General features: G+C 64.2%; 18 protein-coding genes. 14 read left to right on the top strand and 4 right to left on the bottom strand.

Annotation, left to right across the window (positions count from 1 at the left end; genetic code table 11):
- The first annotated feature begins 320 nt into the window (after window positions 1-320).
- Window positions 321-1,643 (top strand): UDP-glucose/GDP-mannose dehydrogenase family protein, encoded by a 1,323-nt coding sequence (locus ABYB95_RS02050; protein ID WP_372656764.1) that lies wholly within the window; start codon window positions 321-323, stop codon window positions 1,641-1,643.
- Window positions 1,644-1,654: 11 nt separating this feature from the next.
- On the top strand, window positions 1,655-2,668 hold the full coding sequence (locus ABYB95_RS02045) for a GNAT family N-acetyltransferase (protein ID WP_372656763.1): 1,014 nt from the start codon (window positions 1,655-1,657) through the stop codon (window positions 2,666-2,668).
- Window positions 2,669-2,679: 11 nt separating this feature from the next.
- On the opposite strand, the gene ABYB95_RS02040 is transcribed toward ABYB95_RS02045, so the two are convergent.
- Genes ABYB95_RS02040 through ABYB95_RS02030 form a run of 3 tightly spaced genes read right to left on the bottom strand, consistent with a single transcriptional unit; the run spans window position 2,680 to window position 4,639 of the window.
- Window positions 2,680-3,555 (bottom strand): hydrolase 1, exosortase A system-associated, encoded by an 876-nt coding sequence (locus ABYB95_RS02040; RefSeq protein WP_372656762.1) that lies wholly within the window; start codon window positions 3,553-3,555, stop codon window positions 2,680-2,682.
- Window positions 3,552-4,382 carry a hydrolase 2, exosortase A system-associated gene (locus tag ABYB95_RS02035; protein WP_372656761.1) on the bottom strand — a complete coding sequence of 277 codons (831 nt, stop codon included), beginning with the start codon at window positions 4,380-4,382 and terminating at the stop codon, window positions 3,552-3,554. Before ABYB95_RS02035 ends, ABYB95_RS02040 begins: the two co-directional genes overlap by 4 nt.
- On the bottom strand, window positions 4,379-4,639 hold the full coding sequence (locus ABYB95_RS02030; protein ID WP_372656760.1) for an acyl carrier protein: 261 nt from the start codon (window positions 4,637-4,639) through the stop codon (window positions 4,379-4,381). The genes ABYB95_RS02035 and ABYB95_RS02030 overlap by 4 nt, the downstream gene beginning before the upstream one ends.
- 82 nt (window positions 4,640-4,721) lie before the next feature.
- Between ABYB95_RS02030 and ABYB95_RS02025 the strand changes: the two genes are divergently transcribed.
- The 12 genes from ABYB95_RS02025 (at window position 4,722) to ABYB95_RS01970 (ending at window position 21,233) form a co-directional block, all read left to right on the top strand.
- Window positions 4,722-6,359, top strand: coding sequence for an acyl-CoA ligase (AMP-forming), exosortase A system-associated (locus ABYB95_RS02025; RefSeq protein WP_372656759.1), 1,638 nt, complete (start codon window positions 4,722-4,724; stop codon window positions 6,357-6,359).
- A complete protein-coding gene (locus ABYB95_RS02020; RefSeq protein ID WP_372656758.1) occupies window positions 6,346-7,551 on the top strand; it encodes a pyridoxal-dependent decarboxylase, exosortase A system-associated in 1,206 nt (401 codons plus the stop codon). Before ABYB95_RS02025 ends, ABYB95_RS02020 begins: the two co-directional genes overlap by 14 nt.
- 1 nt (window position 7,552) lies before the next feature.
- Window positions 7,553-9,520, top strand: a complete 1,968-nt coding sequence (locus ABYB95_RS02015; RefSeq protein WP_372656757.1) for a hypothetical protein — start codon at window positions 7,553-7,555, stop codon at window positions 9,518-9,520.
- Window positions 9,521-9,620: 100 nt separating this feature from the next.
- Window positions 9,621-11,015 (top strand): TIGR03013 family XrtA/PEP-CTERM system glycosyltransferase, encoded by a 1,395-nt coding sequence (locus ABYB95_RS02010; protein WP_372656756.1) that lies wholly within the window; start codon window positions 9,621-9,623, stop codon window positions 11,013-11,015.
- Window positions 11,016-11,048: 33 nt separating this feature from the next.
- A complete protein-coding gene (gene prsK / locus ABYB95_RS02005) occupies window positions 11,049-13,157 on the top strand; it encodes an XrtA/PEP-CTERM system histidine kinase PrsK (protein ID WP_372656755.1) in 2,109 nt (702 codons plus the stop codon).
- A complete protein-coding gene (gene prsR, locus ABYB95_RS02000) occupies window positions 13,154-14,515 on the top strand; it encodes a PEP-CTERM-box response regulator transcription factor (RefSeq protein WP_372656754.1) in 1,362 nt (453 codons plus the stop codon). Before prsK ends, prsR begins: the two co-directional genes overlap by 4 nt.
- 29 nt (window positions 14,516-14,544) lie before the next feature.
- Window positions 14,545-17,322: an XrtA/PEP-CTERM system TPR-repeat protein PrsT gene (gene prsT, locus ABYB95_RS01995; RefSeq protein ID WP_372656753.1), complete on the top strand. Its 2,778-nt coding sequence runs from the start codon at window positions 14,545-14,547 to the stop codon at window positions 17,320-17,322.
- Between the two features lie 217 nt (window positions 17,323-17,539).
- Window positions 17,540-18,157, top strand: coding sequence for a hypothetical protein (locus ABYB95_RS01990; protein ID WP_372656752.1), 618 nt, complete (start codon window positions 17,540-17,542; stop codon window positions 18,155-18,157).
- A complete protein-coding gene (locus ABYB95_RS01985; protein ID WP_372656751.1) occupies window positions 18,157-18,447 on the top strand; it encodes an HPr-rel-A system PqqD family peptide chaperone in 291 nt (96 codons plus the stop codon). Before ABYB95_RS01990 ends, ABYB95_RS01985 begins: the two co-directional genes overlap by 1 nt.
- Window positions 18,444-19,361 (top strand): HprK-related kinase A, encoded by a 918-nt coding sequence (locus ABYB95_RS01980; protein ID WP_372656750.1) that lies wholly within the window; start codon window positions 18,444-18,446, stop codon window positions 19,359-19,361. The genes ABYB95_RS01985 and ABYB95_RS01980 overlap by 4 nt, the downstream gene beginning before the upstream one ends.
- Entirely contained in the window at window positions 19,358-20,467 is a 1,110-nt protein-coding gene (locus tag ABYB95_RS01975; protein ID WP_372656749.1) for a nucleotidyltransferase family protein, read from the top strand. Before ABYB95_RS01980 ends, ABYB95_RS01975 begins: the two co-directional genes overlap by 4 nt.
- 1 nt (window position 20,468) lies before the next feature.
- On the top strand, window positions 20,469-21,233 hold the full coding sequence (locus ABYB95_RS01970; protein ID WP_372656748.1) for a S1C family serine protease: 765 nt from the start codon (window positions 20,469-20,471) through the stop codon (window positions 21,231-21,233).
- 12 nt (window positions 21,234-21,245) lie between these two features.
- On the opposite strand, the gene galE is transcribed toward ABYB95_RS01970, so the two are convergent.
- Window positions 21,246-22,082 (bottom strand): UDP-glucose 4-epimerase GalE (gene galE / locus ABYB95_RS01965; RefSeq protein ID WP_372656747.1); only part of this gene is annotated, 837 nt, incomplete at its 5' end.

Below are 22,082 nucleotides of genomic sequence, written 5' to 3'. Positions count from 1 at the left end.
TTCTGGGCGTAGCGAATCCATTCGTTGGCGCTGCGACTGGTCAGACCTTCCCGGACCGCCGCACCACTGGGTCCTGCCAACCAGGCCAGGGCGGCGATGGACAGCAACATCGCCGCCAGCAGCAGGCCCAGGGCGCGCCATTGCCACTTGCTCATGGCCGCAGGGAGACAGTGTGCCCGGATCGCATGCGGGGATGATACGTGCAAGCAGATCCTGGGCAAGGCGCCTTGGCGGTGTCGGGTAGCGGCTTGTCAGCGAAGCATCGGTATGATGCTTTCGATTGCATGGGGTCTTAACGACATCGCGACATCGGGGAACGCATGAAAATCACAGTGGTGGGAACAGGTTACGTGGGTTTGGTCACAGGGGCCTGCATGGCCGAGGTGGGCAACGACATCTTGTGTCTGGACGTCAATCCGGAAAAAATCCGGGTGCTGGAAGAAGGAGGCATTCCGATCTACGAGCCGGGCCTGCAGGAGATGGTGCAGCGCAACGTCGCCGCGGGTCGGCTGCACTTCACCACCGATGTGGCGCGGGCGGTGAACCACGGCACGATCCAGTTCATCGCCGTGGGCACGCCGCCGGACGAGGACGGCTCGGCCGATATGCAATACGTGTTGGCGGCCGCCCGCAGCATTGGCCGCCTGATGACCGACTACAAGGTCGTGGTCGACAAGAGCACCGTGCCCGTGGGCACCGCCGACAAGGTGAACGCCGCCATCGCCGATGAGCTGCAAAAGCGCGGGGTGCAAACGCCGTACGCCGTGGTATCCAACCCGGAGTTCCTCAAGGAAGGCGCTGCGGTGGAGGATTTCATGCGGCCGGACCGCATCATCGTGGGCGCCAACGACGAGCAGGCCATTTTGCTGATGCGCGCCATCTACGCGCCTTTCCAGCGCAACCGGGACCGGTTGATAGTCACCGATGTGCGCAGCGCCGAGCTCACCAAGTACGCGGCCAACGCCATGCTGGCCACGCGCATCAGTTTCATGAACGAACTGGCCAATCTGGCTGAAAAACTGGGCGCTGACATCGAAATGGTGCGCCAGGGCATTGGCTCGGACCCCCGCATCGGCTACGACTTCCTGTACCCCGGTTGCGGCTACGGCGGCTCCTGCTTCCCCAAGGACGTGAAGGCTTTGATCCAGACCGCAGCGGGCGATGCCGGTATCGATCTCAAGGTGTTGACGGCGGTGGAAGAGGCCAACGACGCCCAGAAGCACGTGCTGACACGCAAAGTCCAGACGCGTCTGGGCCAGGACTTGAGCGGCAAGCACATCGCTTTGTGGGGTCTGGCGTTCAAGCCCAACACCGACGATATGCGCGAAGCGCCCAGCCGCGAGACCATCGCCGGTTTGCTGGCCGCCGGGGCCACGGTGACGGCTTACGACCCGGTTGCGATGGAAGAGGCGCAGCGGGTGTTTGGCCAAATGCCCGGCTTGACCTACGCCGAAAGCCCCAACCTGGCGCTGGCAGGCGCGGACGCCTTGGTGATCGTGACCGAGTGGAAAGAATTTCGCAGTCCCGACTTCGATGTGATCAAGGCCCAGCTCAAGCAGCCTTTGATCATCGACGGGCGCAATTTGTACGATCCCAAATTCGTGCGTGCCCAAGGCTTTGAATACCTGGCCATCGGACGCTGATTGCCGCTGGCATGGACCGCCACGGCACGACCGAAGATGTTTTTGAAACCGAGGCCTGGTTTCAAAACCTGGTCGAGCATGGCTTTGAGCAAGACCCCGGGCACTTGGTGCTGGCCTTGAACCAGAGCAGCGAAGCGCATGCCGCAAGCCTGCACTTGATGCGGACCCCCACTGGCCTCACGGCCTTGAGCAACTACTACAGCAGCTTGTATGGTGCCGTGGGCCTGGGGGAAGCCGGGGCCGTGGTGGATTGGCATGGGCTTGCGCAGCGCATGCGCCGTCTGCCCGGCAGCGCCATCGTGCGCTTGCAGCCGCTCGACGAGCAGGGCGTTTTTTTGCGCGGGATGGCCCAGGGTCTGCAGGCTGCCGGTTATTGGGTGGGTCGGTATTTTTGCTTTGGCAACTGGTATCTGCCGGTGGCGCCGGGCGGTTTCGCCACGTATTGGGCAGACCGCCCGCCGGCCTTGAAGAACGCGGTGGCGCGCGGGCGCCGCCGACTCGATCGCCAAGGTGCCTGGCGCACCCATATCTACAGCGCGGGCTCGCCCGATTTGGACCAAGCGATCGGCGCCTACCAGACGGTTTATGCGCAAAGCTGGAAGCAGCTCGAACCGTGCCCAGGCTTCATGCCGGGGCTGATCCGCACGGCAGCCGCGCAGGGCTGGTTGCGCCTGGGCGTCTTGTGGCTGGACGACCAACCCATTGCCGCGCAGGTCTGGCTGCTGCACAAGGGCAAGGCCAATATCTACAAACTGGCCTATTCGGAGGGCCAGGAGCGTTATTCACCGGGGTCGGTATTGACGGCGGACCTGATGGCCCATGTGATGGATACCGATGGCGCGACCCAGGTCGACTACCTCACGGGAGACGATGCCTACAAACAGGACTGGATGAGCCACCGGCGCGAACGGGTGGGCCTGGTGGCGTTCGATCCCCGACGGCTGCTGGGCCTGCTGGGTGCTGCGCGGCACTTTGGTGGTCGCTTGCTAAAAAATCGCACGGTGCGCGCGGGCTTGCCACGCTGATCTGCAGGCTTTCAGGCCGCGATCTCATCCAGCCATTGCAAGGTCAGTTCTTCCATTTGCAGGCGGCTGGTGGTGGCAGACAGCGTGTGGTCCGCGTTGCTCAACAGGTGCTGGCTCACCCCCGGTTTTTTCAGGCTACCGACCCAAAGTGCATCTTGCTGGGCCTGGCCGAGGAACTCTTGTGCGGTCAGGTCGCGCTCGCTGAGCAGCAGCAGAATGGCACCACCGAAGCTGCGCCAGCCCATGGCCATGCGCTCTTGGTACGACAGCGCGGGGTGGGGCTGTGTGCTGCGGGCAGTGAAGGCGGTACGCAGGTTGCGGCCCAGCCCGGCCAGCGCCTGCCAGCCCACGCCGCCACGCCAGAGCTTGCGCCAGAACGCCGCTTCCAGCAACCGCCGACCGTAGTAGTGCCGCACCTGGGTGCGGGCCAGGCTGGCTTCTGAGCGCAGCCACGGGTTGAGCAGGCACAGCCCGGCCACCCGAGGGTCTTGCGTGGCTTGCAGGTAGAGCAGGCTGGCCGATGCGCCATCGCACAAGCCCCACAGCACCACTTTTTCAATGCCCGGTGCCAAGCTCGGCAAAACATCCAGCGCCGCTGTGATGTCGGCCTGGGTGTTCTCAAAATCACAGGCCTGGCCCGGGGTGTCGCCCATGCCGCGCATGTCGAAGCGCAGCACCGGGTAGCCCGCAGTTGCCAGCCGGCGCGCGAGCAAGACAAACTGGCGGTGGCTGCCCGCGCGGTACTGGGCGCCGCCCACCACGATCACCAGGGCCACGTTTTTGCGCTGCACGCCCGGGGGCGGCAGGCTGAGAATGCCCAGCATGTCCTGGTCGGCGCAGGGAATCTTGACCACGGCATCGAGGACATTCAGGGCCGCATGGGTCATGGCAGTGCCTGCTGTTCGAGCGCGGCCAGGGTGGCGGCCACCAGTGCGGGCGCCTCGTCGTTGGACGCGGTCTGCCAGAAGCTCGGCGCCTGGACCGCCTGGGCTTGAATGTTCCAGCCGGCCTCGCGCCATTTTTTCAAAGACATTTCGCTGGCCAACCCCAGGCTGGGTGAAGCCTGCGAGGAGACCTCCAGCCAGATTAAACGGCCCGGTGCGCGCCGCTCGGGTGGCCGCAGCCGGGCCTGGGCCAGGCCTTGGGCCAGTTCGGGGCTCAGGGTGTAGCCGGCGATGTCCACCGGCTGCCCCTTGGCGAGCAAGCTGTCGGGCGTATCGGCGTTTGGGTTGGGCTGGCCGGACAGCCACTGACCAGCGGCCTGCAAGCGCAAGAACTGCTGCAGCACCTGCTGGCCGCTGGGCGTGGCTTGCCACAGCAGCAGGTTGGCGCCACCGCGCGTGCTGCGCAGCGATTCTGCGGCCAGCAAGGCGCCGGTGCGCATGCCCCAGAACCAGAGCGGTCCTTGTGCATGCGCGGCCAGCCAGTCGGCCGCTGTGCTGGCGTCGTCCAGCCAGTCCTGCCAGCGGGCATCGGCGAAGTCACCGCTGCTGTCGCCGCAACCCAGCATGTCGAACTGCAGCACGGCGTATCCGGCTTGCGCCAGCGCGCGCGCTTGCTGCGCCACCACCCGGCGCGAGGTGTTGAGCTCCTCTGCAAACGGGTGGAAAAAAAGAATCTGCCCCCGGGGCGTGGCGCCCGCTGGCGCATGAAAAAGGCAGAGCCGCTGCCCGGTTCCTGATTTCAGAAAGAAGCCGGACGGCAGTGGCGTCATGTGTCGGCTTGGGCCAGGGCTTGTTCGACCAGATCGCACAGGCTGCCCACGCTGGCAAAGGCCGCGCCTTGCAGGTCGGCATCGGCGAAGGCAATGCCGAAGTGGTTTTCCAGCCCCGTGATCAAAGCGAGAACGGCCATCGAGTCGAGCTCGGGCAGCGCGCCCAGCAGGGGCGTTTCGCGCCCCCATGCGAGTCCTCGCCCTTGCAGGCTAAGCGCATCGTCCAGCACGCGAAGGACTTGATCGTGCACATTCATGGGGCGGTTTGTGTTGGTCGAGAAGCCGCCATTCTAGAGAATCGCCCGATCCGGCCCGGTGCAGCCTGTTTGATCGCGTACCATGCTCGGCATGAAAACAGGCATGGCTTACCAGGCGGCGAAGGCCCCTGTTTTGTTGCACGAGATACCGGCTCGGGCTGCGGCTTGCTGGCCCGAGGGCGCGGCGCTCACGCTGTCCGAGCAGCGTCTGTCTTATGCCGCACTCCAGACTTCGATCGAACATTTCGCCTCCGGCCTGCTCGGTTTGGGCTTGGCGCGGGGTGAGCGCGTGGCGGTGTATCTGGAAAAGCGGGTGGAAACCGTGGTGGCCCTGTTTGGCGTTCCGGCGGCGGCCTCGGTGGTGGTGCCGGTCAACCCGCTGCTCAAGCCACTGCAGGTGGCGCACATTCTGCAAGATTGCGCGGTGCAGGTGCTGGTCACGTCACCCGCTCGCTGGGCCGGTTTGGTGGCGGTGCTGGGCCACTGTCCCGCGCTGTGCCATGTGGTCTTGTGTGAATCAACGGATACTGCGGTGCCCGCAGCGGGTGTGACCCTGCACACCTGGAACGACTGGCTGGCAGCCCTGCCGCAGCGCGCGCCGCTGGTGCCCGACAACGACGTGGCCGCCATCTTCTACACCTCGGGCAGCACCGGAAAACCCAAGGGCGTGGTCTTGTCGCACCGCAACCTGGTGGCCGGCGCGGCCAGCGTGGCCAGCTACCTGGAGAACACCCCGGACGACTGTTTGCTGGCGGCCTTGCCGCTGTCGTTCGACGCGGGCTTCAGCCAGCTGACCACCGGTTTTCTTGCAGGCGCACGGGTGGTGTTGCTCAACTACCTGTTGCCGCGCGACGTCTTGAACACCATGGCCCGCGAAGCGGTGACCGGCCTGACGGCGGTGCCGCCGCTGTATATGCAGCTCACGTCGCAAGACTGGCCGGAAGGTGCCAGCCGGCATTTGCGCTACTGGGCCAATACCGGCGGACGCCTGCCCCGCGCCACGCTGGAGCGGCTGCAGGCGGCGGCGCCCCAGGCCCGTCCGTTTTTGATGTATGGCTTGACCGAGGCTTTTCGCTCCACCTTTTTACCGCCCGATCAGGTGTCGCTGCGGCCGGACTCGATCGGGCGCGCGATTCCCAACGCCGAAATTCTGGTGCTGCGCGAAGACGGCAGCGCCTGTGCGGTGGACGAGCCCGGCGAGCTGGTGCACCGGGGGCCGCTGGTGGCGCAGGGCTACTGGAATCGGCCCGACGAAACCGCTCAGCGCTTTCGGCCACTGCCTGCCGCATTGCGCCCAGCGGGCGTGGGCGCAACGCTGCCCGAGCTGGCGGTGTTCTCGGGCGACACGGTGCGCCGCGACGCCGACGGCTTTTTGTATTTCGTGGGTCGCCGCGACGAAATGATCAAGACGTCGGGCTACCGGGTCAGCCCGACCGAAATCGAAGAAGCGCTGTACGCCAGCGGCCTGGTGCAAGAAGCGGTGGCCTATGGCGTGCCGCACGAAGTGTTGGGCAGTGCCATCCAGGTGCGGGTGTTCGGCAGCGAGCTTGCGAGCGGACAGGCCGATGCCGACACCGCCCAGCTGCTGCGGCATTGTCGCGAAACCCTGCCCGGCTACATGGTGCCGAGCCAGGTGGAGTGGGCCCAGGAGCCCCTGCCGCGCAACGCCAACGGCAAGCTGGATCGACAACACGGGAGAGCAAAGCATGGACCGGTTTGAAGTGAACAACGGCGAGCTGTGCTTGGGGGGATTGCCCTTGAGCCAGCTGGCCGAACGCGTGGGCCAGACCCCGTTTTACGCCTACGAGCGCCAGCACATGGCCCGGCGCGTGGCGGCGGTGCGCGCGGCGCTGCCGGTGGGTGTGGGTTTGCATTACGCGGTCAAGGCCAACCCCATGGCGGCGGTGGTTGGGTTTGTCCGACCGCTGGTGGACGGGCTGGACGTGGCTTCTGCCGGTGAAATGAAAGTGGCGCTGGACGCGGGCGCCGACCCTCGGCAGGTGAGCTTTGCGGGGCCGGGCAAGCGCGAGGCCGAATTGCGCCAGGCGGTGGCCGCTGGCGTGTTGGTGAACCTGGAGTCGATGCGCGAAGTGGGCTTGCTGGCCCAAGTCTCGTCGCAGCTGGGCCTGCCGGCGCGCGTGGCGGTGCGCGTGAATCCCGACTTCGAGCTGCGCGGTGCGGGCATGCGCATGGGCGGTGGCGCCAAACCTTTTGGTGTGGACGCCGAGCGTGTACCGGCGGTGCTGCAAGCTGTGGGCCAAGCGGGTCTGGCGTTTGAGGGTTTCCATGTTTATGCCGGTTCGCAGAATCTGCAAGGCGCGCGCATCGCCGAGGCGCTGCACCAATCGCTGGAACTGGTGCTGCGCCTGGCCGAACACGTGCCGGCGCCGGTGCGCCACGTGAACCTGGGTGGTGGCTGGGGCATTCCCTATTTCCCGACCGAGTCCGCGCTGGATCTGGGGCCGGTGAGCGTGGCATTGCTGGCTGTGCAGGCACGCCTGGCGCAGCGCCTGCCATCGGCCCGCCTGGTGCTGGAACTGGGGCGCTATCTGGTGGGTGAAGCCGGGGTGTACGTGGCCCGTGTGCTCGACCGCAAGACCTCCCACGGCCAGGTGTTTCTGGTCACCGACGGGGGGTTGCACCACCACCTGGCCGCGTCGGGCAACTTCGGGCAGGTGATACGCCGCAACTACCCGGTGGCCATTGGCAACCGCATGGGCGCCCCGGACCGGGAGACGGTGACGGTGGTGGGGCCGCTGTGTACACCGCTGGATGTGCTGGCCGAACGCATGGAACTGGCGCAGGCCCAACCGGGGGACCTGGTGGTGGTGTTCCAGTCGGGCGCCTACGGTGCCAGCGCCAGTCCGCAGGCCTTTCTGGGCCACCCCGCCTGTCCTGAAGTGCTGGTGTAGCGTGGACGGGTCGGTCTGGCGCCGCTGGGCCGGCCAAAGCCTGTTGGCGCTGGTGGTGCTGGCCTGCGGCGGGCTGGCGTTCACGTTGGCGGCCTTGCACCCGGTGGCGCCGGTGGCCGCGGTTTTGCTGGTGGCCCTGGTGATGGCCGCCAGCGCCCGTTACCCCGACCATTGGCCGTTCTGGCTGCCGGCCCTGTTGCCGGTGCTGAGCTTGGCGCCCTGGACCGGCTGGTGGCTGGTGGACGAGTGGGACGTGTGCGTGCTCGCGGTGCTGGCGGGCGCGTATGGTCGCTGGCTGTGCAGCCCGTCTGTTCCGCGCGTCAGCGATCCCCGCTGGGGGCCGCGTTTGTTGTGGCTGGCGCTGGCGTCGGGCGCGCTGCTTTCTTTGGGCCGGGGCTGGGTGCTGGCCGAAAGCCCGGTGCTGGGCCTGGGCGAGGGCGCGTCGTCGTGGCTGCAGGGGTTTTCTAGGGCCGTGTATGGCGACTACGACCAGATATGGAACACGCTGCGGGTGTCCAAAAGCCTGTGCTGGGTCTTGCTGCTGGCGCCGGTTTTGAGTTGGCGCGCAGAGCGTCGGCGTGTGCAGCCGGTGACGCTCTTTCTGCGCGGCGCGCTCGTGGGCCTGGCCGTGGTCTGCGGCCTGGTGCTCTGGGAGCGGCTCTTGTACGTGGGCTTGCTGGATTTCAAGCTGCCTTACCGCACTACAGCCTGGTTCTGGGAGATGCATGTGGGCGGCGGCGCCATCGACGCCTACTTGGCGCTCACCGCGCCGCTGGCGGTCTGGGCACTTTGGCGCGCACCCGACGCCAAACGCTGGTGGGCCGCCGCTGCTTTGTTGCTGCTCGCGGTGTACGCGGTGCTCACCACCTACTCGCGGGGCGTGTGCGGCGCGTTCGGCCTGGCGCTGTTGTGCATGGCGGTGCTGGCCTGGCGCTGGCGCCTGCTCCCCGAGTTCGGCATGAAAGCGCATGCCAAGGCCTGGTCCGTACTGGCGGCGGCGGTGTTGGCGCAAACGGTGCTGGTGCTGGCCAGCGGCAACTTCATGGCCGGGCGGCTGGCCGATTCCGACGCCGATCTGCTGGGGCGCTGGAGACACTGGCAAGCGGGCGTGGGCTTGTTGCAGACGCCGAGCGACTGGATGTGGGGACTGGGCGCCGGGCGCTTGCCGGCCCAATACAGCCAGCGGGTGGAGGGCGGTGAATTTCCTGGCCGCACGCGCTGGCAACCGCGTGCCAGCGAACCGGCGTTCGCGCGCTTGTCGGGCCCGGTCAGCCGCGCCGATCTCGCCAGCGCCTATGGCCTCACGCAGCGTGTGGACCTGGCCGCCGGCGGCGGCTACACGATGCGCTGGCTGGCGCAGGCCGAGCGGCCCACGCGCGTGCTGCTGCGGGTCTGCGAACGCCACCTGCTGTACGACATGCGCTGCCAGCGGCGCCTGGTGCTGGTGGACACCGGCGTGGAGGCCGACCCTGATTGGCAAAGCCATGTTTTGCAAGGGCCCGAACTGGGCGCAAGCGCGGACTGGAGCCGGTGGCGAGAGGGGGTTTTTGCGGTGACGGTATTGGGCGCGGGCAATCAAATTCGGCTGCAGGGAGTCGAACTGTGGGACCCGCAAGGCCGACAGGTGTTGCAGAACACCCACTTTGTGTCGGGTACCCAGGGCTGGCTGTCGGTGGCGCAAAAGCACTTTCGGCCCTGGCACATCGACAACCTCTATCTGGAGGTTCTGATCGAACGCGGTGTGGTCGGCGTCGGCTTGCTGGCGGCGCTGATTTTGTGGGCGGTGTCGCGCCTATGGCAGGCGCGGCACAGGCGCTCGGTGCAGGTCTGGGCGTTGTCGGCGTGCCTGCTGTCGTGCCTGGCACTGGGCATGCTGATCAGCCTGGTTGAGTTGCCGCGGGTGGCGTTCCTGTTGTGGACACTGCTATGGATGTGCGCGCAACCCCCCGATCCGGTGTCATCCAGATGAAGGGCTTTGTGTTGGAAAATGCACGGATTCGGCGGTATTCTGTGGCGCGCACTTGGCGCAGACGGGTTGAGCCGTTACAAACCCTCACGGAAGCCATTCATTGATCAAGATATTCAACCACTACTTTCACCGAGGCTCGCTGCTGCAGATTGCGCTCGATCTGGTACTCATCAGCTTGGCTGTCGTGTTGGCGCTCTATCTGGAGTCCAAGGGCGTGCACGCCTCGGCCATGGTGTTCTGGGACGGTGTCAGTCGCGGTTTTGTGATGGCCTTGGGCGTGGTGTCGGTCAACTCGGCGCTGGGTTTTTACGACGGGCACCACAAAACGACCACGCCGGCGATGCGGGCCAGGGCCGTGTTGTCGTGCGGCGTGGCGGGGTTTGTGGCCTTGGGCGTGTTGTTGGTCTGGCCTTTCAGCGCGCAATACAGCACCCGTTGGTTGGTGCTGGCGGTGATGTTGCTCACGGGTCTTTTGCTGGCCCACCGGGTGCTTCGCGGACCCACTTTGCCCGAGTCCTTGATTCGCCGAAAAGTGCTGGTGTTCGGTACCGGCACACGCGCACAGTCGGTCGGAAAATTTCTGAAACAAACGTCGTCGGGCGTGGAGCTGATCGGCTATTTGGCCAGCCCGAACGAGCGCGAGGCCGAGGTTTCGGCCTGGGGCATCCTGGATCCGAACGAGCGCCTGACCGACGTGGTCAAGCGGCACGGTGTGGACGAGATCGTGGTGGCTTTGTCGGAACGGCGTGGTGGCAGCATGCCCATGCGCGAGCTGCTGGACTGCAAGCTCAATGGGGTCAGCGTCTCCGATATCGCCACCTATTTTGAACACAACCTGGGGCAGATCCGGCTCGATTCGGTGTCGGCGGGCTGGTTGATTTTTGGCGACGGCTTCAACCAGGGCTTTGTGCGGTCCTTGGTCAAACGGTGGTTCGACATCGTGGGCGCATGCGTCTTGCTGGTGGTCACGCTGCCCTTCATGCTGATCACCGCGCTGGCCATCGCCCTGGAAAGCCGGGGTCCGATCTTTTACCGCCAGCCACGTGTCGGACTCAATGGTGCGGTCTTTGACGTGGTGAAGTTTCGCAGCATGCGCACCGACGCCGAGAAAGACGGTGTGCCGCGCTGGGCCTCGGCCGGCGACAGCCGCATCACCCGGGTGGGGCGGATCATCCGCAAGGTTCGGATCGACGAATTGCCGCAGCTCTTCAGCGTGCTCAAAGGCGACATGAGCCTGGTAGGCCCGAGACCCGAGCGCCCGTTTTTTGTCGACCAGTTGACGCAGGAGATTCCCTACTACGCGGTCAGACACAGTGTGAAGCCCGGTGTGACCGGTTGGGCCCAGGTCAGCTACCACTACGGCGCTTCGGTGGAGGACACGTCTGCCAAGCTCCAGTACGACCTCTACTACGTGAAAAACCACTCATTGGTGTTGGATCTGGTCATTTTGTTCGAGACCGTGGGCGTGGTGTTGACGGGCAAAGGTGCGCAATAAGGTGATGCATTCGCGCCGCGCGGTGCTGCCACTATGAACGTGGTGGTGGAGCACCCGCTGGCCACTTGGGGCTTCGGTGTCGCTGCCGTGGCCTATCTCGCGTTTGCTTTGCACCTGACGCGACTGGGCTATTTCTCCAAGCCGATCAACAAGCCGGGCATCGCCTTGTTGCTGGCTTCGTTGTGCACGGTGCTTTGGGCGACTTTGAATGCGCTGTCGCCGGACGCGCAGTCGGTGTGGGTGCTGTCGGTGGTGCTCGATATCCTGCGTTATGCCAGCTGGTTCGGCTTTGTGACGCTGCTGTTTGCGCAGTCGGCGGCCAGCAGCCCAGGCTTGCGCGACGCGGTGCGCTGGATGCGACCTTGGAGCATCACACTGGTGGCTTTCGGTTTGCTGGTCTTGGGCGCGACCGTGGCCGGGGGCGGCGGGGCGAGCCCAGGACTTGTTCACCTGGCCATGATGCTGCTCACCGTGTTTGGGCTGGTGCTGGTGGAGCAACTGTTTCGCGGTTTGCCCGAAGACGCTTTGTGGAGCGCCAAGCCGATCTGCCTGGGACTGGCTGGCACTTTTCTGTTTGATCTCTACTTGTTTTCGCAGGCCGTTTTGTTCCGTGGCGTAGACCCGGATGCCTGGAGCATCCGTGGTGCGGCGCACGCCTGCGTGGTGCCGCTGCTGTTCATGGCCAGCACCCGGCACCAGAACTGGATTGCCAAGATCCGCGTGTCGCGCAAAGTGGTTTTCCATTCCACCACCTTGTTGCTGGCGGGTGTTTATCTGCTGTTCATCGCTGGCGTGGGTTATTACGTGCGCTACTTCGGTGGCGACTGGGGCCGTGCCCTGCAGTTGGCGCTGGTGTTTTTGGCGCTGGTGTTCTTGAGTGCCCTGGTGCTGTCGCGCTCGCTGCGCGCGCGCTTGCGGGTGGTGCTGGGCAAGCACTTTTTTCGCTACCGCTACGACTACCGAGAAGAGTGGTTGAAGTTCACACAAACCTTGTCCAGCCAGCAGCGCCCACAGGAGATGGGTTCGCAAGTCATCCACGGCCTGGCTGACATGGTCGAGAGCCCTTCGGGTGCGCTGTGGCTGTTGCAGAACGATGTGCAACAGTTTCGCCAAACGACGCGTTGGAACATGCCGTCGTGTCCGCAGACGGAAGCCGCCGATTCCGAGCTGATGCAATTCGTGCGCAGCACCGGCTGGGTGGTGAACCTGGACGAGTTGAAGGAACGACCGGCGCTGTACAGCGGCTTGCAAGTGCCGCCATGGTTGGCCGCGCTGCCGCAGGCCTGGTTGCTGGTGCCGCTGGGGCAAGGTGATGGTCTGGTGGGCTTTGTGGTGTTGTCCCGTTCGCGCGCGCGCATGGACGTCAACTGGGAGGTGCTCGATTTGCTCAAGACGGCTGGCCGCCAAGCGGCCAGCGTGCTGATGCAGATGCAGGCCACCGAAGCATTGCTGGAAGCCCGCAAGTTCGAGGCTTTCAACCGCATGTCGGCCTTTGTGGTCCACGACTTGAAGAACATCGTGACGCAGCTCTCGCTGATGGTGAAGAACGCCAAGCGGCTGCGCGACAACCCGGAGTTCCAGGCCGACATGCTGATGACCGTGGAAAATTCGCTGGAGCGTATGCGCCAGTTGATGCTGCAGCTGCGCGACGGATCTGCTTCGGGCGGCACATCGGTGGGGGTCAGCCTGGCACGCATTGCCAAGAAGCTGTCGGATGCGGCCCAGGCCCGGGGTCGCGAGGTGGTGTTGGAGCTGGAGCCACATGTGCATGCCAGGGGCCACACCGAGCGCATGGAGCGCGTCATCGGCCATCTGGTGAACAACGCGCTTGACGCAACTCCGGCCAGCGGTCGCGTCTGGATCCGCGTTGAGCGCTATGGCAGCCACGCGAGGGTGGTGGTGGGTGACAATGGGGCTGGTATGTCGGAGGAGTTTGTCCGCAACCGCCTGTTCAAACCCTTCAGCACCACCAAGATCGCCGGCATGGGCATTGGCGTTTACGAAAGTGGTCAATACGTGCAGGAGCTGGGGGGGAAAATCTCGGTGGACAGCCAGGAAGGCGAGGGCACGGTGGTCACCGTGCTCCTGCCTTTGATCGAGACGTTTGAAACATCCGATTTGACGCCGTTGGGAGACGCATGAGCACCGAAAAATCGCTGCCGCTGTTGATCGTAGAAGACGATCTCGCGCTGCAAAAACAAATCAAATGGTCGCTGGATGGCTACGAGTCTGTGGTCGCGCAGGACCGCGAAACCGCGCTGGTCCAGCTGCGTCGGCACACGCCCGCCGTGGTGACCATGGACCTGGGTCTGCCGCCGGACGCGGACGGGGTGACGGAGGGCTTCAAGCTCTTGGAGCAGATGCTGGCTGCGTCGCCCGATGTCAAGGTCATCGTCTTGACCGGTCAGAACGGGCAGGAGAACGCGCTCAAGGCGATTGCCATGGGCGCCTACGATTTTCTCGCCAAACCGTTCGAGCCCGAAATGCTCACGTTGACGGTGGAGCGCGCGGTCCGGCTGTACGAGTTGCAGGCCGAAAACCAGCGTTTGCAGTCGATGCGCCAGCCCGACGCCTTGTCCGGTCTGGTCACGCGCGATCCTGACATGCTCAAGGTGTGCCGGACGATTGAAAAGGTCGCCAACACCAATGCGACCGTGTTGTTGCTCGGCGAGAGCGGCACCGGCAAAGAACTTCTGGCGCGTGGGGTGCACGAGGCCTCCAAGCGCAAATCCGACCGTTTTGTCGCGATCAATTGCGCGGCGATCCCCGAGAACCTGCTGGAAAGCGAGTTGTTCGGCTACGAAAAGGGCGCCTTCACCGGCGCGGCCAAAACCACGCTGGGCAAGATCGAAACCGCCAATGGTGGCACCTTGATGCTGGACGAGATTGGCGACTTGCCTTTTGCGCTGCAAGCGAAATTGTTGCGCTTTCTGCAGGAGCGCGTGATCGAACGCGTGGGTGGCCGAAACGAAATCCCGGTGGATGTCCGGATCGTGTGTGCCACGCACCAGGACTTGAAGGTGCTCACGAGCGAAGGGCGCTTCCGGGAAGATTTGTATTACCGGTTGGCCGAAATCGTGGTGAATATCCCGCCCCTGCGTGACCGGGTGGGTGATGTGGCGCTGCTGGCCCACAGCTTCACCAAACGCTTTGCCGCCGAGCAGAACCGGCGCGGCCTGAGTTTGACCGAAGACGCGCTCAAAGCCATCGAAGCCTATGCCTGGCCGGGCAATATCCGCGAGCTGGAGAATTGCATCAAGCGTGCCTGCATCATGGCCGAAGGCAAGCAGCTCACGGCGGAAGACGTGGATCTGCCGGCGGCCGAAGGCGGTGCGGTCGAAATCACGCTGGACTTGCGCACGGTGCGCGACGAGGCCGAAAAGAAAGCCGTGATCGCGGCCTTGGCGCGGGCCAATGGCAACGTATTGAAAGCCGCCGAACTGTTGGGTGTGAGCCGCCCCACGCTGTACGACCTGATGCACCGATTGGGCCTGAAATGAGCCGCCCCGATTCTTCTGGAGATTTTTTCATGACCCCACCGATGTCCCGTTTTCGTGTTCTGGCTGTTGCCTTCTCATGCGCAGCCCTGCTGGTCGCCTGCGGCGGCAACGACCCGGAAAAAATGCTGAGTTCGGCCCGGCAGTATCTGGAGAAGAAGGACGCTGCAGCCGCCATCATCCAACTCAAGAACGTCTTGCAGGAAAAGCCGGACACGGCCGAGGCCCGGTTCTTGTTGGGCAAAGCGCTGCTGCAAACCGGCAATGCGGCGGGCGGCGAAACCGAATTGCAAAAGGCGATGGACCTGGGCTATGCGGCCGACGAAGTGGCGCCGTTGCTGGCCAGCGCCCGGCTGGCGCAAGGCCGCTACAAGGCGGTGACCGATGCCTTTGACGCCTTGGCGTTGACGTCGGACCAGGCCCGTGCCGAGCTCAAGACCTTGGTGGCCGTGGCGTGGCGGCTTCAGGGCAACAACGATGCATTTCTCGCCAGTTTGGACCTGGCGCTCAAGGCCCAACCCGACTATGCGCCGGCGCGCCTCGAACAAGCGCTGTACAAAGCCTCGCGGAAGGACTTCGACGAGGCCTTGGCGATTCTGGACAGCGTCCTGGCCAAGCAGCCGACACAGGAATCCGCGCTCAAAATGCGCGGCGATGTGTTTTTGTACGGCAAGCACGACGCGGACAAGGCACTGGAGGCTTACCGCATGGCGGTGACGGCCCAGCCCGAATTCCGCGACGGACAAGCCGGCATTGTGCGTGTGCTGCTCAGCCAGAACCAGCTCGAAGAGGCGGCCAAAGAGCAGGCCGTCCTGAGCAAAATGGCTCCAGGTCGTCCGCTCACCCTGTACTTGCAGGCTCAGCTGGCCTACCAGCAAAAGGACTTCAAACTGGCCCGCGACAGTGCGCAGCAGTTGTTGAAGATGATGCCCGATAGCCCGTCGGTCATGGAGCTGGCAGGCACCATCGAGTACCAGATGGGTGCCTGGCTCCAGGCCGAGACCTTGCTGGCCCGTGCTTTGCAGGCTGCGCCCGATCTGCGGATTGCGCGCCGGGTGCTGGCCTTGACCTATCTGCGTGTCGGGCAGGTCAGCAAGGCGCAGGCCACCTTGCCAGCCGATCTCGATCTCAACGACAGCGACCCCGGTGTGCTGGAGGTGGCTGGTCAAACGTATCTCGCGGCCGGAGATGTGGAAAAAGCCCAGCGGTACTTTGCCAGGGCCGCTGAACTCGACCCCAAGGATCCCGGCAAACAGACTTCGCTGGCTGTGACGCAGCTGATGTCGGGTAAATCTGAAATGGCCTTCGGCGCTTTGCAAAACATCGCCGCCAACGACACCGGCGTGGTTGCCGACATGGCCTTGATCAGCGCGCACATGGGCCGCAACGAGGCGGGCCCCGCGCTGACGGCCACCGAGGCCTTGGCGCAAAAACGCCCGAAAGACCCGCTCACCTGGCAGCTCATGGCGCGTGCCCAGATGTTGGGCAAGGATGCGGTTGCGGCGCGCAAGTCGCTGGAAAAAGCCCTGGCCATAGACCCCAACTATTTCCCGGCGATCAACGCCTTGTCGGTGCTGGATGTTTTCGAGAAAAAGCCACAGGATGCGCAGAAGCGGTTTGAAGAAGCGCTCAAACGGCAACCCGACAACACCCAGGTCCTGCTCGCCCTGGCCGGCGTGCGCTCGGCCAACGGCGCGAATGCCGATGAGGTGGGCACTCTGATCGGCAAAGCGGTGGATGCCGCCCCCAACGACTTCGTGCCCCGAGTCGCCTTGGTTGAACACCACTTGCGCCACCGGGCAGAAAAGCTGGCCTTGTCGGCCGCGCAGTCGGCGTCAACCGCCTTGCCCGAAACGCCCCAAGTGCTCGATGCGCTGGGACGCGCGCAACTGGCCAACGGTGAACACAACCAGGCCTTGTCCACCTTCAGCAAGCTGGCACGCCTGCAACCCACGTCGCCGCTGCCGCTCATGCGCATGGCCAGCGTGCATACGGCGACCAAGGACTACGCCTCCGCTGCGGATGCGCTGCGCAAAGCGCTGGCCCTGCAACCCGATCTTTTGTTGGCCCAGAAAGGGCTGGCGGGACTGGCGGTGCAGGGCCAGCGCTTGCCCGAAGCCCTGGCGATCAGCCGCGCGGTGCAGAAACAGCGGCCCAAGGAGCCGGTGGGTTTTGCCTTGGAGGGCGACGTTCAGGCTTCCGCGGGCAACTGGTCCGGCGCCGCGCAGGCCTACCGAGCGGGCTACAAGCTGGACGCTTCGCCCGAACTGGCGATCAAACTGCACAGCGCCTTGAGCCGAAGCGGTGGTTCGGCAGAAGCCGAACGGCTGGCCGCCGCATTTTCCAAGAGCCATCCGGAAAATCCGGCTTTCTCCCTGTATCTGGGCGATCGGGCGATGGCCGCGAGCGACTGGGGCGCCGCGCGGCGGCTCTATTTGCGTGTGATCGAGCTGCAACCGCGCAATGCATTGGCGCTGAACAACCTGGCCTGGACCTCGGGGCAGCTCAATCTCCAGGACGCCGTGGGCTTTGCGGAGAAGGCCAACGCCGAAGTACCCAATCAACCCGCGTTCATGGACACCCTGGCCATGCTCTTGTCGAAAAACGGCGAGCATGCCCGCGCCACGGAGTTGCAGAAAAAGGTCGTGGCGCTCAAATCCGACGTTCCCGTGTTCCAGCTCAATCTGGCCAAAATACTGATCAACGCGGGCGACAAGGGCGCCGCCAAGCTGGCGTTGGACGCGCTGCTGGCCCAAAAACCCCGCACGCCAGAGACCGAAGAAGCCGAAAAACTGAAACAAGGCCTGTAAAAACTGTCGGAAATATTGACACTAAACGGGAGGCGTTTTGTGGTCGGTGTTGGCGGAACATAGAATGTCCAATGGATTCAAGGCTTTTGAAGCACGCGCATCCAATGGCAGGCTTCTTGCTTACTTTTGGATACGTGTAACGACCGTTTGGGCTCCAAGCCGCCCAAGCTATTTGTCTATTGACTTACGTCCCTTTGTCATACCCGGGTGAAAAACCATGAATGAGCAGCGCAATCCCGATCAGACCGCACCCGTACTTGTGCCCAGTGCCGACACGGCTGGCGTGAGCCGCCGTCGGTTGATGCGCGCGGGCTTGGCGACGGCGCCGGTCATGGCCGCGTTGAAAAGCAATACCGTGCTCGCCGGTGGTGGGCACAGTTGCATCCGGCCATCGTCGTTCTCGTCTTTGACAGCAGCGCAAATGAAGCTCAGCGCAGGCCGCGTCGTCAAGTCGAACTACAAGTGCGAGTCGCATGGTTACTGGGTCAACCACGACAACGGCTTGCCGCGCAATTTCAAGACCACGACCAAGTTCCTGTCGAGCACCACCGGTTTTTCCCAAAATCCCAACGGCGCCTTTTCGGGGCTGACCTTGCAGCAGGTGCTGGAACAGGGCGGAAACCAGAGCAATGCTGCACTGGCCCGGCACGTGGCGGCGGCGTATCTCAGCGCTTTGTCTGTGAACAACGTGTCCTCCATGGTTTGGCTGACCAAACAACAATGCCAGGCGATCTGGAACGGGCAGGGCGTGTGGACGCCGTTTGCAGGTACCACCTGGAACCTGTCCCAGACGATGGCTTACTTTGAAAAGATCTACGGCCCGGCATTTCTTTGATGGTCGCCACACCGTCCGTGGGCTGGCATGCACCACGGCGCCAGGATTTCGTGTTGAAGGCGTGGCCGGACGGGGTCGTTGTTTACGACGAATCCAACGGCGATGTACATGCGCTCCATCCCGTGGCTGGTGAAGTCTTGCGTTGCGTATTGGAGCGCGGCGACGCGGGGCTCGACGACTTTTTGCGCTCTCTCGCCGATGAGGAACCTTCTGCGCAAGATGTGGCGCTCTTGAACAACCTGTTGAGCGAGCTCGAGGCCTTGGGGTTTGTCGAGCGCTTGCTGGCGTGACGCCGCAACAGGCTTTGTCTGACTGGAGTCCCGAAGAACTGGGGCTTCGTTTGGCGTCCGATGGGGTTCGCCTGGAGCTTCCCCCTTTTGTTTTTCGGATCCAGAGCCGCATACCGGTTGTGGCCGAGGCATTGCGTACCTTGTATGGTGACCACCGCTGCTGGCCAGGCTCGGACGGGTTCAGCGATTTTCACGTCAGCGTGGTCCCTCGCCTGGGTTTTTTCAAACGCTTGTGTGTGTTCGAGATGGACGGTGTCCGCCCTTTCACGCCTCTGGCCATCGGCGAGGCCTTTGCCTTTCTGGAATGGGGCATGAACTGGTGTGTGACCAGCCATTGCCACCTCTGGCTGACCATCCATTCGGCGGTGCTGGAAAAGGCGGGTCGGGTCGTGATCCTTCCAGCACCTCCGGGCTCGGGCAAAAGCACCTTGTGCGCGGCTTTGATGCTGCACGGCTGGCGTTTGCTGTCCGACGAGATGACGCTGCTCGACCCCGAGTCGGGTCTGGTGCAGCCGTTTCCCAGAGCCGTCAGTCTCAAGAATGAATCGATCGAGGTGATCCGGCGCCTGGATTCTTCGGTGGCCATGGGCCCCGTGGCGCACGACACCATGAAAGGGCATGTGGCGCATTTGAAAATGTCGGACGCCAGCCGGCTGCAGGCCCATGTGCCGGCTTCGCCCGCCTGGGTGGTGTTTCCCCGCTTCGTGCGCGGCGCGGCGCTGCAGGCGCAAGCGCGGCCCAAGGCGGGTGCCTTGGTGGAACTGGCCAGCAACAGTTTCAACCACCATGTGCATGGTCGCTCGGGGTTTGAGGCTTTGACCCGTTTGATCGACCAGTGCGATTGTTACGACTTTGCGTATGGCCAGTTGGCCGACGCGCTGGCCTGGTTTGATGCGCTGGAGCCGCCGACATGAACGCCGGCAACTGGCCTAGCTTGGCGCCTTTGCTGGGCGCGCTGGCGCAACCGCCAGCGCTGTCTGCGCTGGCGCCCGCGCAGTGGGACTTGCTGGTGCGCCAGGGTCGGCGGGCCGACGTATTGGCCCGCATCGGCGCGGCCGCGCTATCCGCAGGCCGTTGGGACGCGGTTCCATCTTCGGCCCGGGTGCACCTGGGGTCGGCCCTGAAACTGGCGCAACGCCAGCACACCGAGTTGCGGCACGAGGTGCAAGAAGTGGCGCGTGCGCTGGCGCCAACCGGTCTGCCAGTGGTGTTGCTCAAGGGTGCCGCCTACGTGGTGCAAGACCTGCCCGCCGCCATGGGGCGCATGGTGTCGGATCTCGACATCCTCGTGCCCAGGGACCGCTTGGCCGATGTCGAGTCGGCGCTCATGATGGGGGGCTGGGTTTCGACCAACCGCGATGCCTACGACCAGCGCTACTACCGCAGCTGGATGCACGAGCTGCCGCCGCTGGAGCACATGAAACGCGGCACCGTGCTCGACGTGCACCACGCCATCATGCCCTTGACCGCCCGGCTGCAGCCCGACACCGGGCAGTTGCTGCAGGCGTCGCTGGCGGTGGGTGGGCGCGAAGACATCCGGGTGCTTTGTCCGGCCGACATGGTGTTGCACAGCGCCACCCATTTGTTCCACGAAAGCGAACTCGAACTGGGTTTGCGTGGGCTGGTCGACCTGGACGCCTTGTTGCGCGACTTTGGCCGCGACGCCACCTTCTGGGACGTTTTGCAAGCGCGCGCAGTTGTGCACCAGCTGGAGTGGCCCATGTTTCTGGCGCTGCGCTACTGCGGCATGTTCTTGCAGACGCCAACGCCGCCCCAGTTTGCTTCGGCCCTGCTGGGCGCCGCGTCCAGGCGGCGCAGGCCTACACCTCTGTCGTGCATGGACGCCTTGTACTTGCGCGCCCTGCGGCCACCCCACGCGTCGGCGAACGACGCCTGGACGCTGCCTGCGCGCTGGCTGCTTTACCTGCGCGGTCATTGGCTGCGCATGCCGCCGGCCTTGTTGTTGTGGCATTTGCTGCGCAAATTGTTCACGCCTCTGTATGCCAAAACCCATCCATAACATGATCCGACAACTCGTTTTCTCTCTCGCCTGGGTGCTGCTCAGCGCAGGCACTGCCTGGGCTGGCTTGCCTGAGACCATCAACAAGCTCAAACCTTCGATCGTTTTGGTGGGCACCTACAAGGCCACGAACAACCCCCGGTTTCAGCTGCGCGGCAGTGGTTTCATTGTGGGCGATGGCACAAAAATCGTGACCAATGCCCATGTGCTGCCGGAACAGGGCAGTTTGCAGGAGGGCCAGATACTGGTCGCGCAGCTGCGACTGGGGCAGGGCGGCGAATGGCAAATGCGGCCGGTCACCCACCTGGAAACCGATCCGGCGCACGACCTGTCCTTGCTGCAGCTGGATGGGCCTGCGGCGCCAGCCATCGCCATTGGCGACTCGTCGCGGGTGCGGGAGGGCGATGACCTGGCCTTCATGGGCTTTCCCATTGGTGGCATCTTGGGGTTTTCCATCGTCACCCACCGGGCGATGGTGTCGTCCATCACCACCGCCGCGCTACCGAGCCCGTCGGCAGGGCGCTTGAGCGAAAAGGCCATTCTGGGTCTGCGCAACGGCACGTTCCCCATTTTTCAGCTCGACGCCACGGCCTATCCTGGCAACAGCGGCGGCCCCTTGTTCGACCCGGTCAACGGTGAGCTGGTGGGCGTCTTGAACATGGTGTTGATCAAGGGCACGCGGGAGTCTGCCTTGAGCCAGCCCTCGGGCATTGCCTATGCCATTCCCAGCAGCCACGTGAAAGATTTGCTGCAGAAATACCGCTGAGCGCGGCGGGATTCAGCCCCGGTAGCCGTTGGGGTTGTTCAGCTGCCAGCGCCACGCGTCTTCGCACATGTCCTGCAAGGCGCGCTCGGCCTGCCAGCCCAACAAGGCCTTGGCGCTGGACGGGTCGGCGTAGCACGCTGCCACATCCCCGGCCCGGCGCGGTGCGATCTGGTACGGGATCGGTTTTCCGCTGGCCTTGGACAGTGCTTCCACCATCTCCAGCACGCTGTAACCTTGTCCGGTACCCAGGTTCACGCTGACGCAACCTTCGCTCGTCGTGAGCCGCTGCAACGCCTTGAGGTGGCCCCGGGCCAGATCGACCACATGGATGTAGTCCCGCACACCGGTGCCATCGGGCGTGGGGTAGTCCGCCCCCCAGACGTTGACCTTGTCGCGCTTGCCCACCGCCACCTGTGTGACGAAGGGCATGAGGTTGTTGGGTGTGCCCTGCGGGTCTTCGCCGATCAAGCCGCTGACGTGTGCGCCGACGGGATTGAAATACCGCAGGATGACGATGCGCCAGGTGGGGTTGCTGCGGTGCAAATCGCGCAGCATGTCTTCGATGAACAGCTTGCTCTGGCCGTAGGGGTTGGTGGCCGAGAGCGGGTGGTCTTCGGTGATCGGCAGGTGCACCGGATCGCCATACACGGTGGCCGAGGAGCTGAACACGATGCTGCGGATGCCGGTGGCCTCCATGGCTTCGAGCAGACAGATGGTGCCGGTGATGTTGTTGTCGTAGTAGCGCAAGGGCTGGGCCACCGATTCGCCCACGGACTTCAGCCCGGCAAAGTGGATGACCTGGCTCGCACCGCTCTCTTGCAGGGCCTGGGTGAGGGCGGTCCGGTCGCG

Source organism: Hydrogenophaga sp., assembly GCF_041633695.1.
Taxonomy (GTDB): Bacteria; Pseudomonadota; Gammaproteobacteria; order Burkholderiales; family Burkholderiaceae_C; genus Hydrogenophaga.
This window is presented reverse-complemented; position numbering and strand designations above follow the sequence as displayed.

Coding starts and splice junctions, on each gene's coding strand:
- ABYB95_RS02050 (WP_372656764.1), top strand. CDS start 321: ATGAAAATCACAGTGGTGGGAACAGGTTACGTGGGTTTGGTCACAGGG.
- ABYB95_RS02045 (WP_372656763.1), top strand. CDS start 1,655: ATGGACCGCCACGGCACGACCGAAGATGTTTTTGAAACCGAGGCCTGG.
- ABYB95_RS02040 (WP_372656762.1), bottom strand. CDS start 3,555: ATGACCCATGCGGCCCTGAATGTCCTCGATGCCGTGGTCAAGATTCCC.
- ABYB95_RS02035 (WP_372656761.1), bottom strand. CDS start 4,382: ATGACGCCACTGCCGTCCGGCTTCTTTCTGAAATCAGGAACCGGGCAG.
- ABYB95_RS02030 (WP_372656760.1), bottom strand. CDS start 4,639: ATGAATGTGCACGATCAAGTCCTTCGCGTGCTGGACGATGCGCTTAGC.
- ABYB95_RS02025 (WP_372656759.1), top strand. CDS start 4,722: ATGCTCGGCATGAAAACAGGCATGGCTTACCAGGCGGCGAAGGCCCCT.
- ABYB95_RS02020 (WP_372656758.1), top strand. CDS start 6,346: ATGGACCGGTTTGAAGTGAACAACGGCGAGCTGTGCTTGGGGGGATTG.
- prsK (WP_372656755.1), top strand. CDS start 11,049: ATGAACGTGGTGGTGGAGCACCCGCTGGCCACTTGGGGCTTCGGTGTC.
- prsR (WP_372656754.1), top strand. CDS start 13,154: ATGAGCACCGAAAAATCGCTGCCGCTGTTGATCGTAGAAGACGATCTC.
- prsT (WP_372656753.1), top strand. CDS start 14,545: ATGACCCCACCGATGTCCCGTTTTCGTGTTCTGGCTGTTGCCTTCTCA.
- ABYB95_RS01990 (WP_372656752.1), top strand. CDS start 17,540: ATGAATGAGCAGCGCAATCCCGATCAGACCGCACCCGTACTTGTGCCC.
- ABYB95_RS01985 (WP_372656751.1), top strand. CDS start 18,157: ATGGTCGCCACACCGTCCGTGGGCTGGCATGCACCACGGCGCCAGGAT.
- ABYB95_RS01975 (WP_372656749.1), top strand. CDS start 19,358: ATGAACGCCGGCAACTGGCCTAGCTTGGCGCCTTTGCTGGGCGCGCTG.
- ABYB95_RS01970 (WP_372656748.1), top strand. CDS start 20,469: ATGATCCGACAACTCGTTTTCTCTCTCGCCTGGGTGCTGCTCAGCGCA.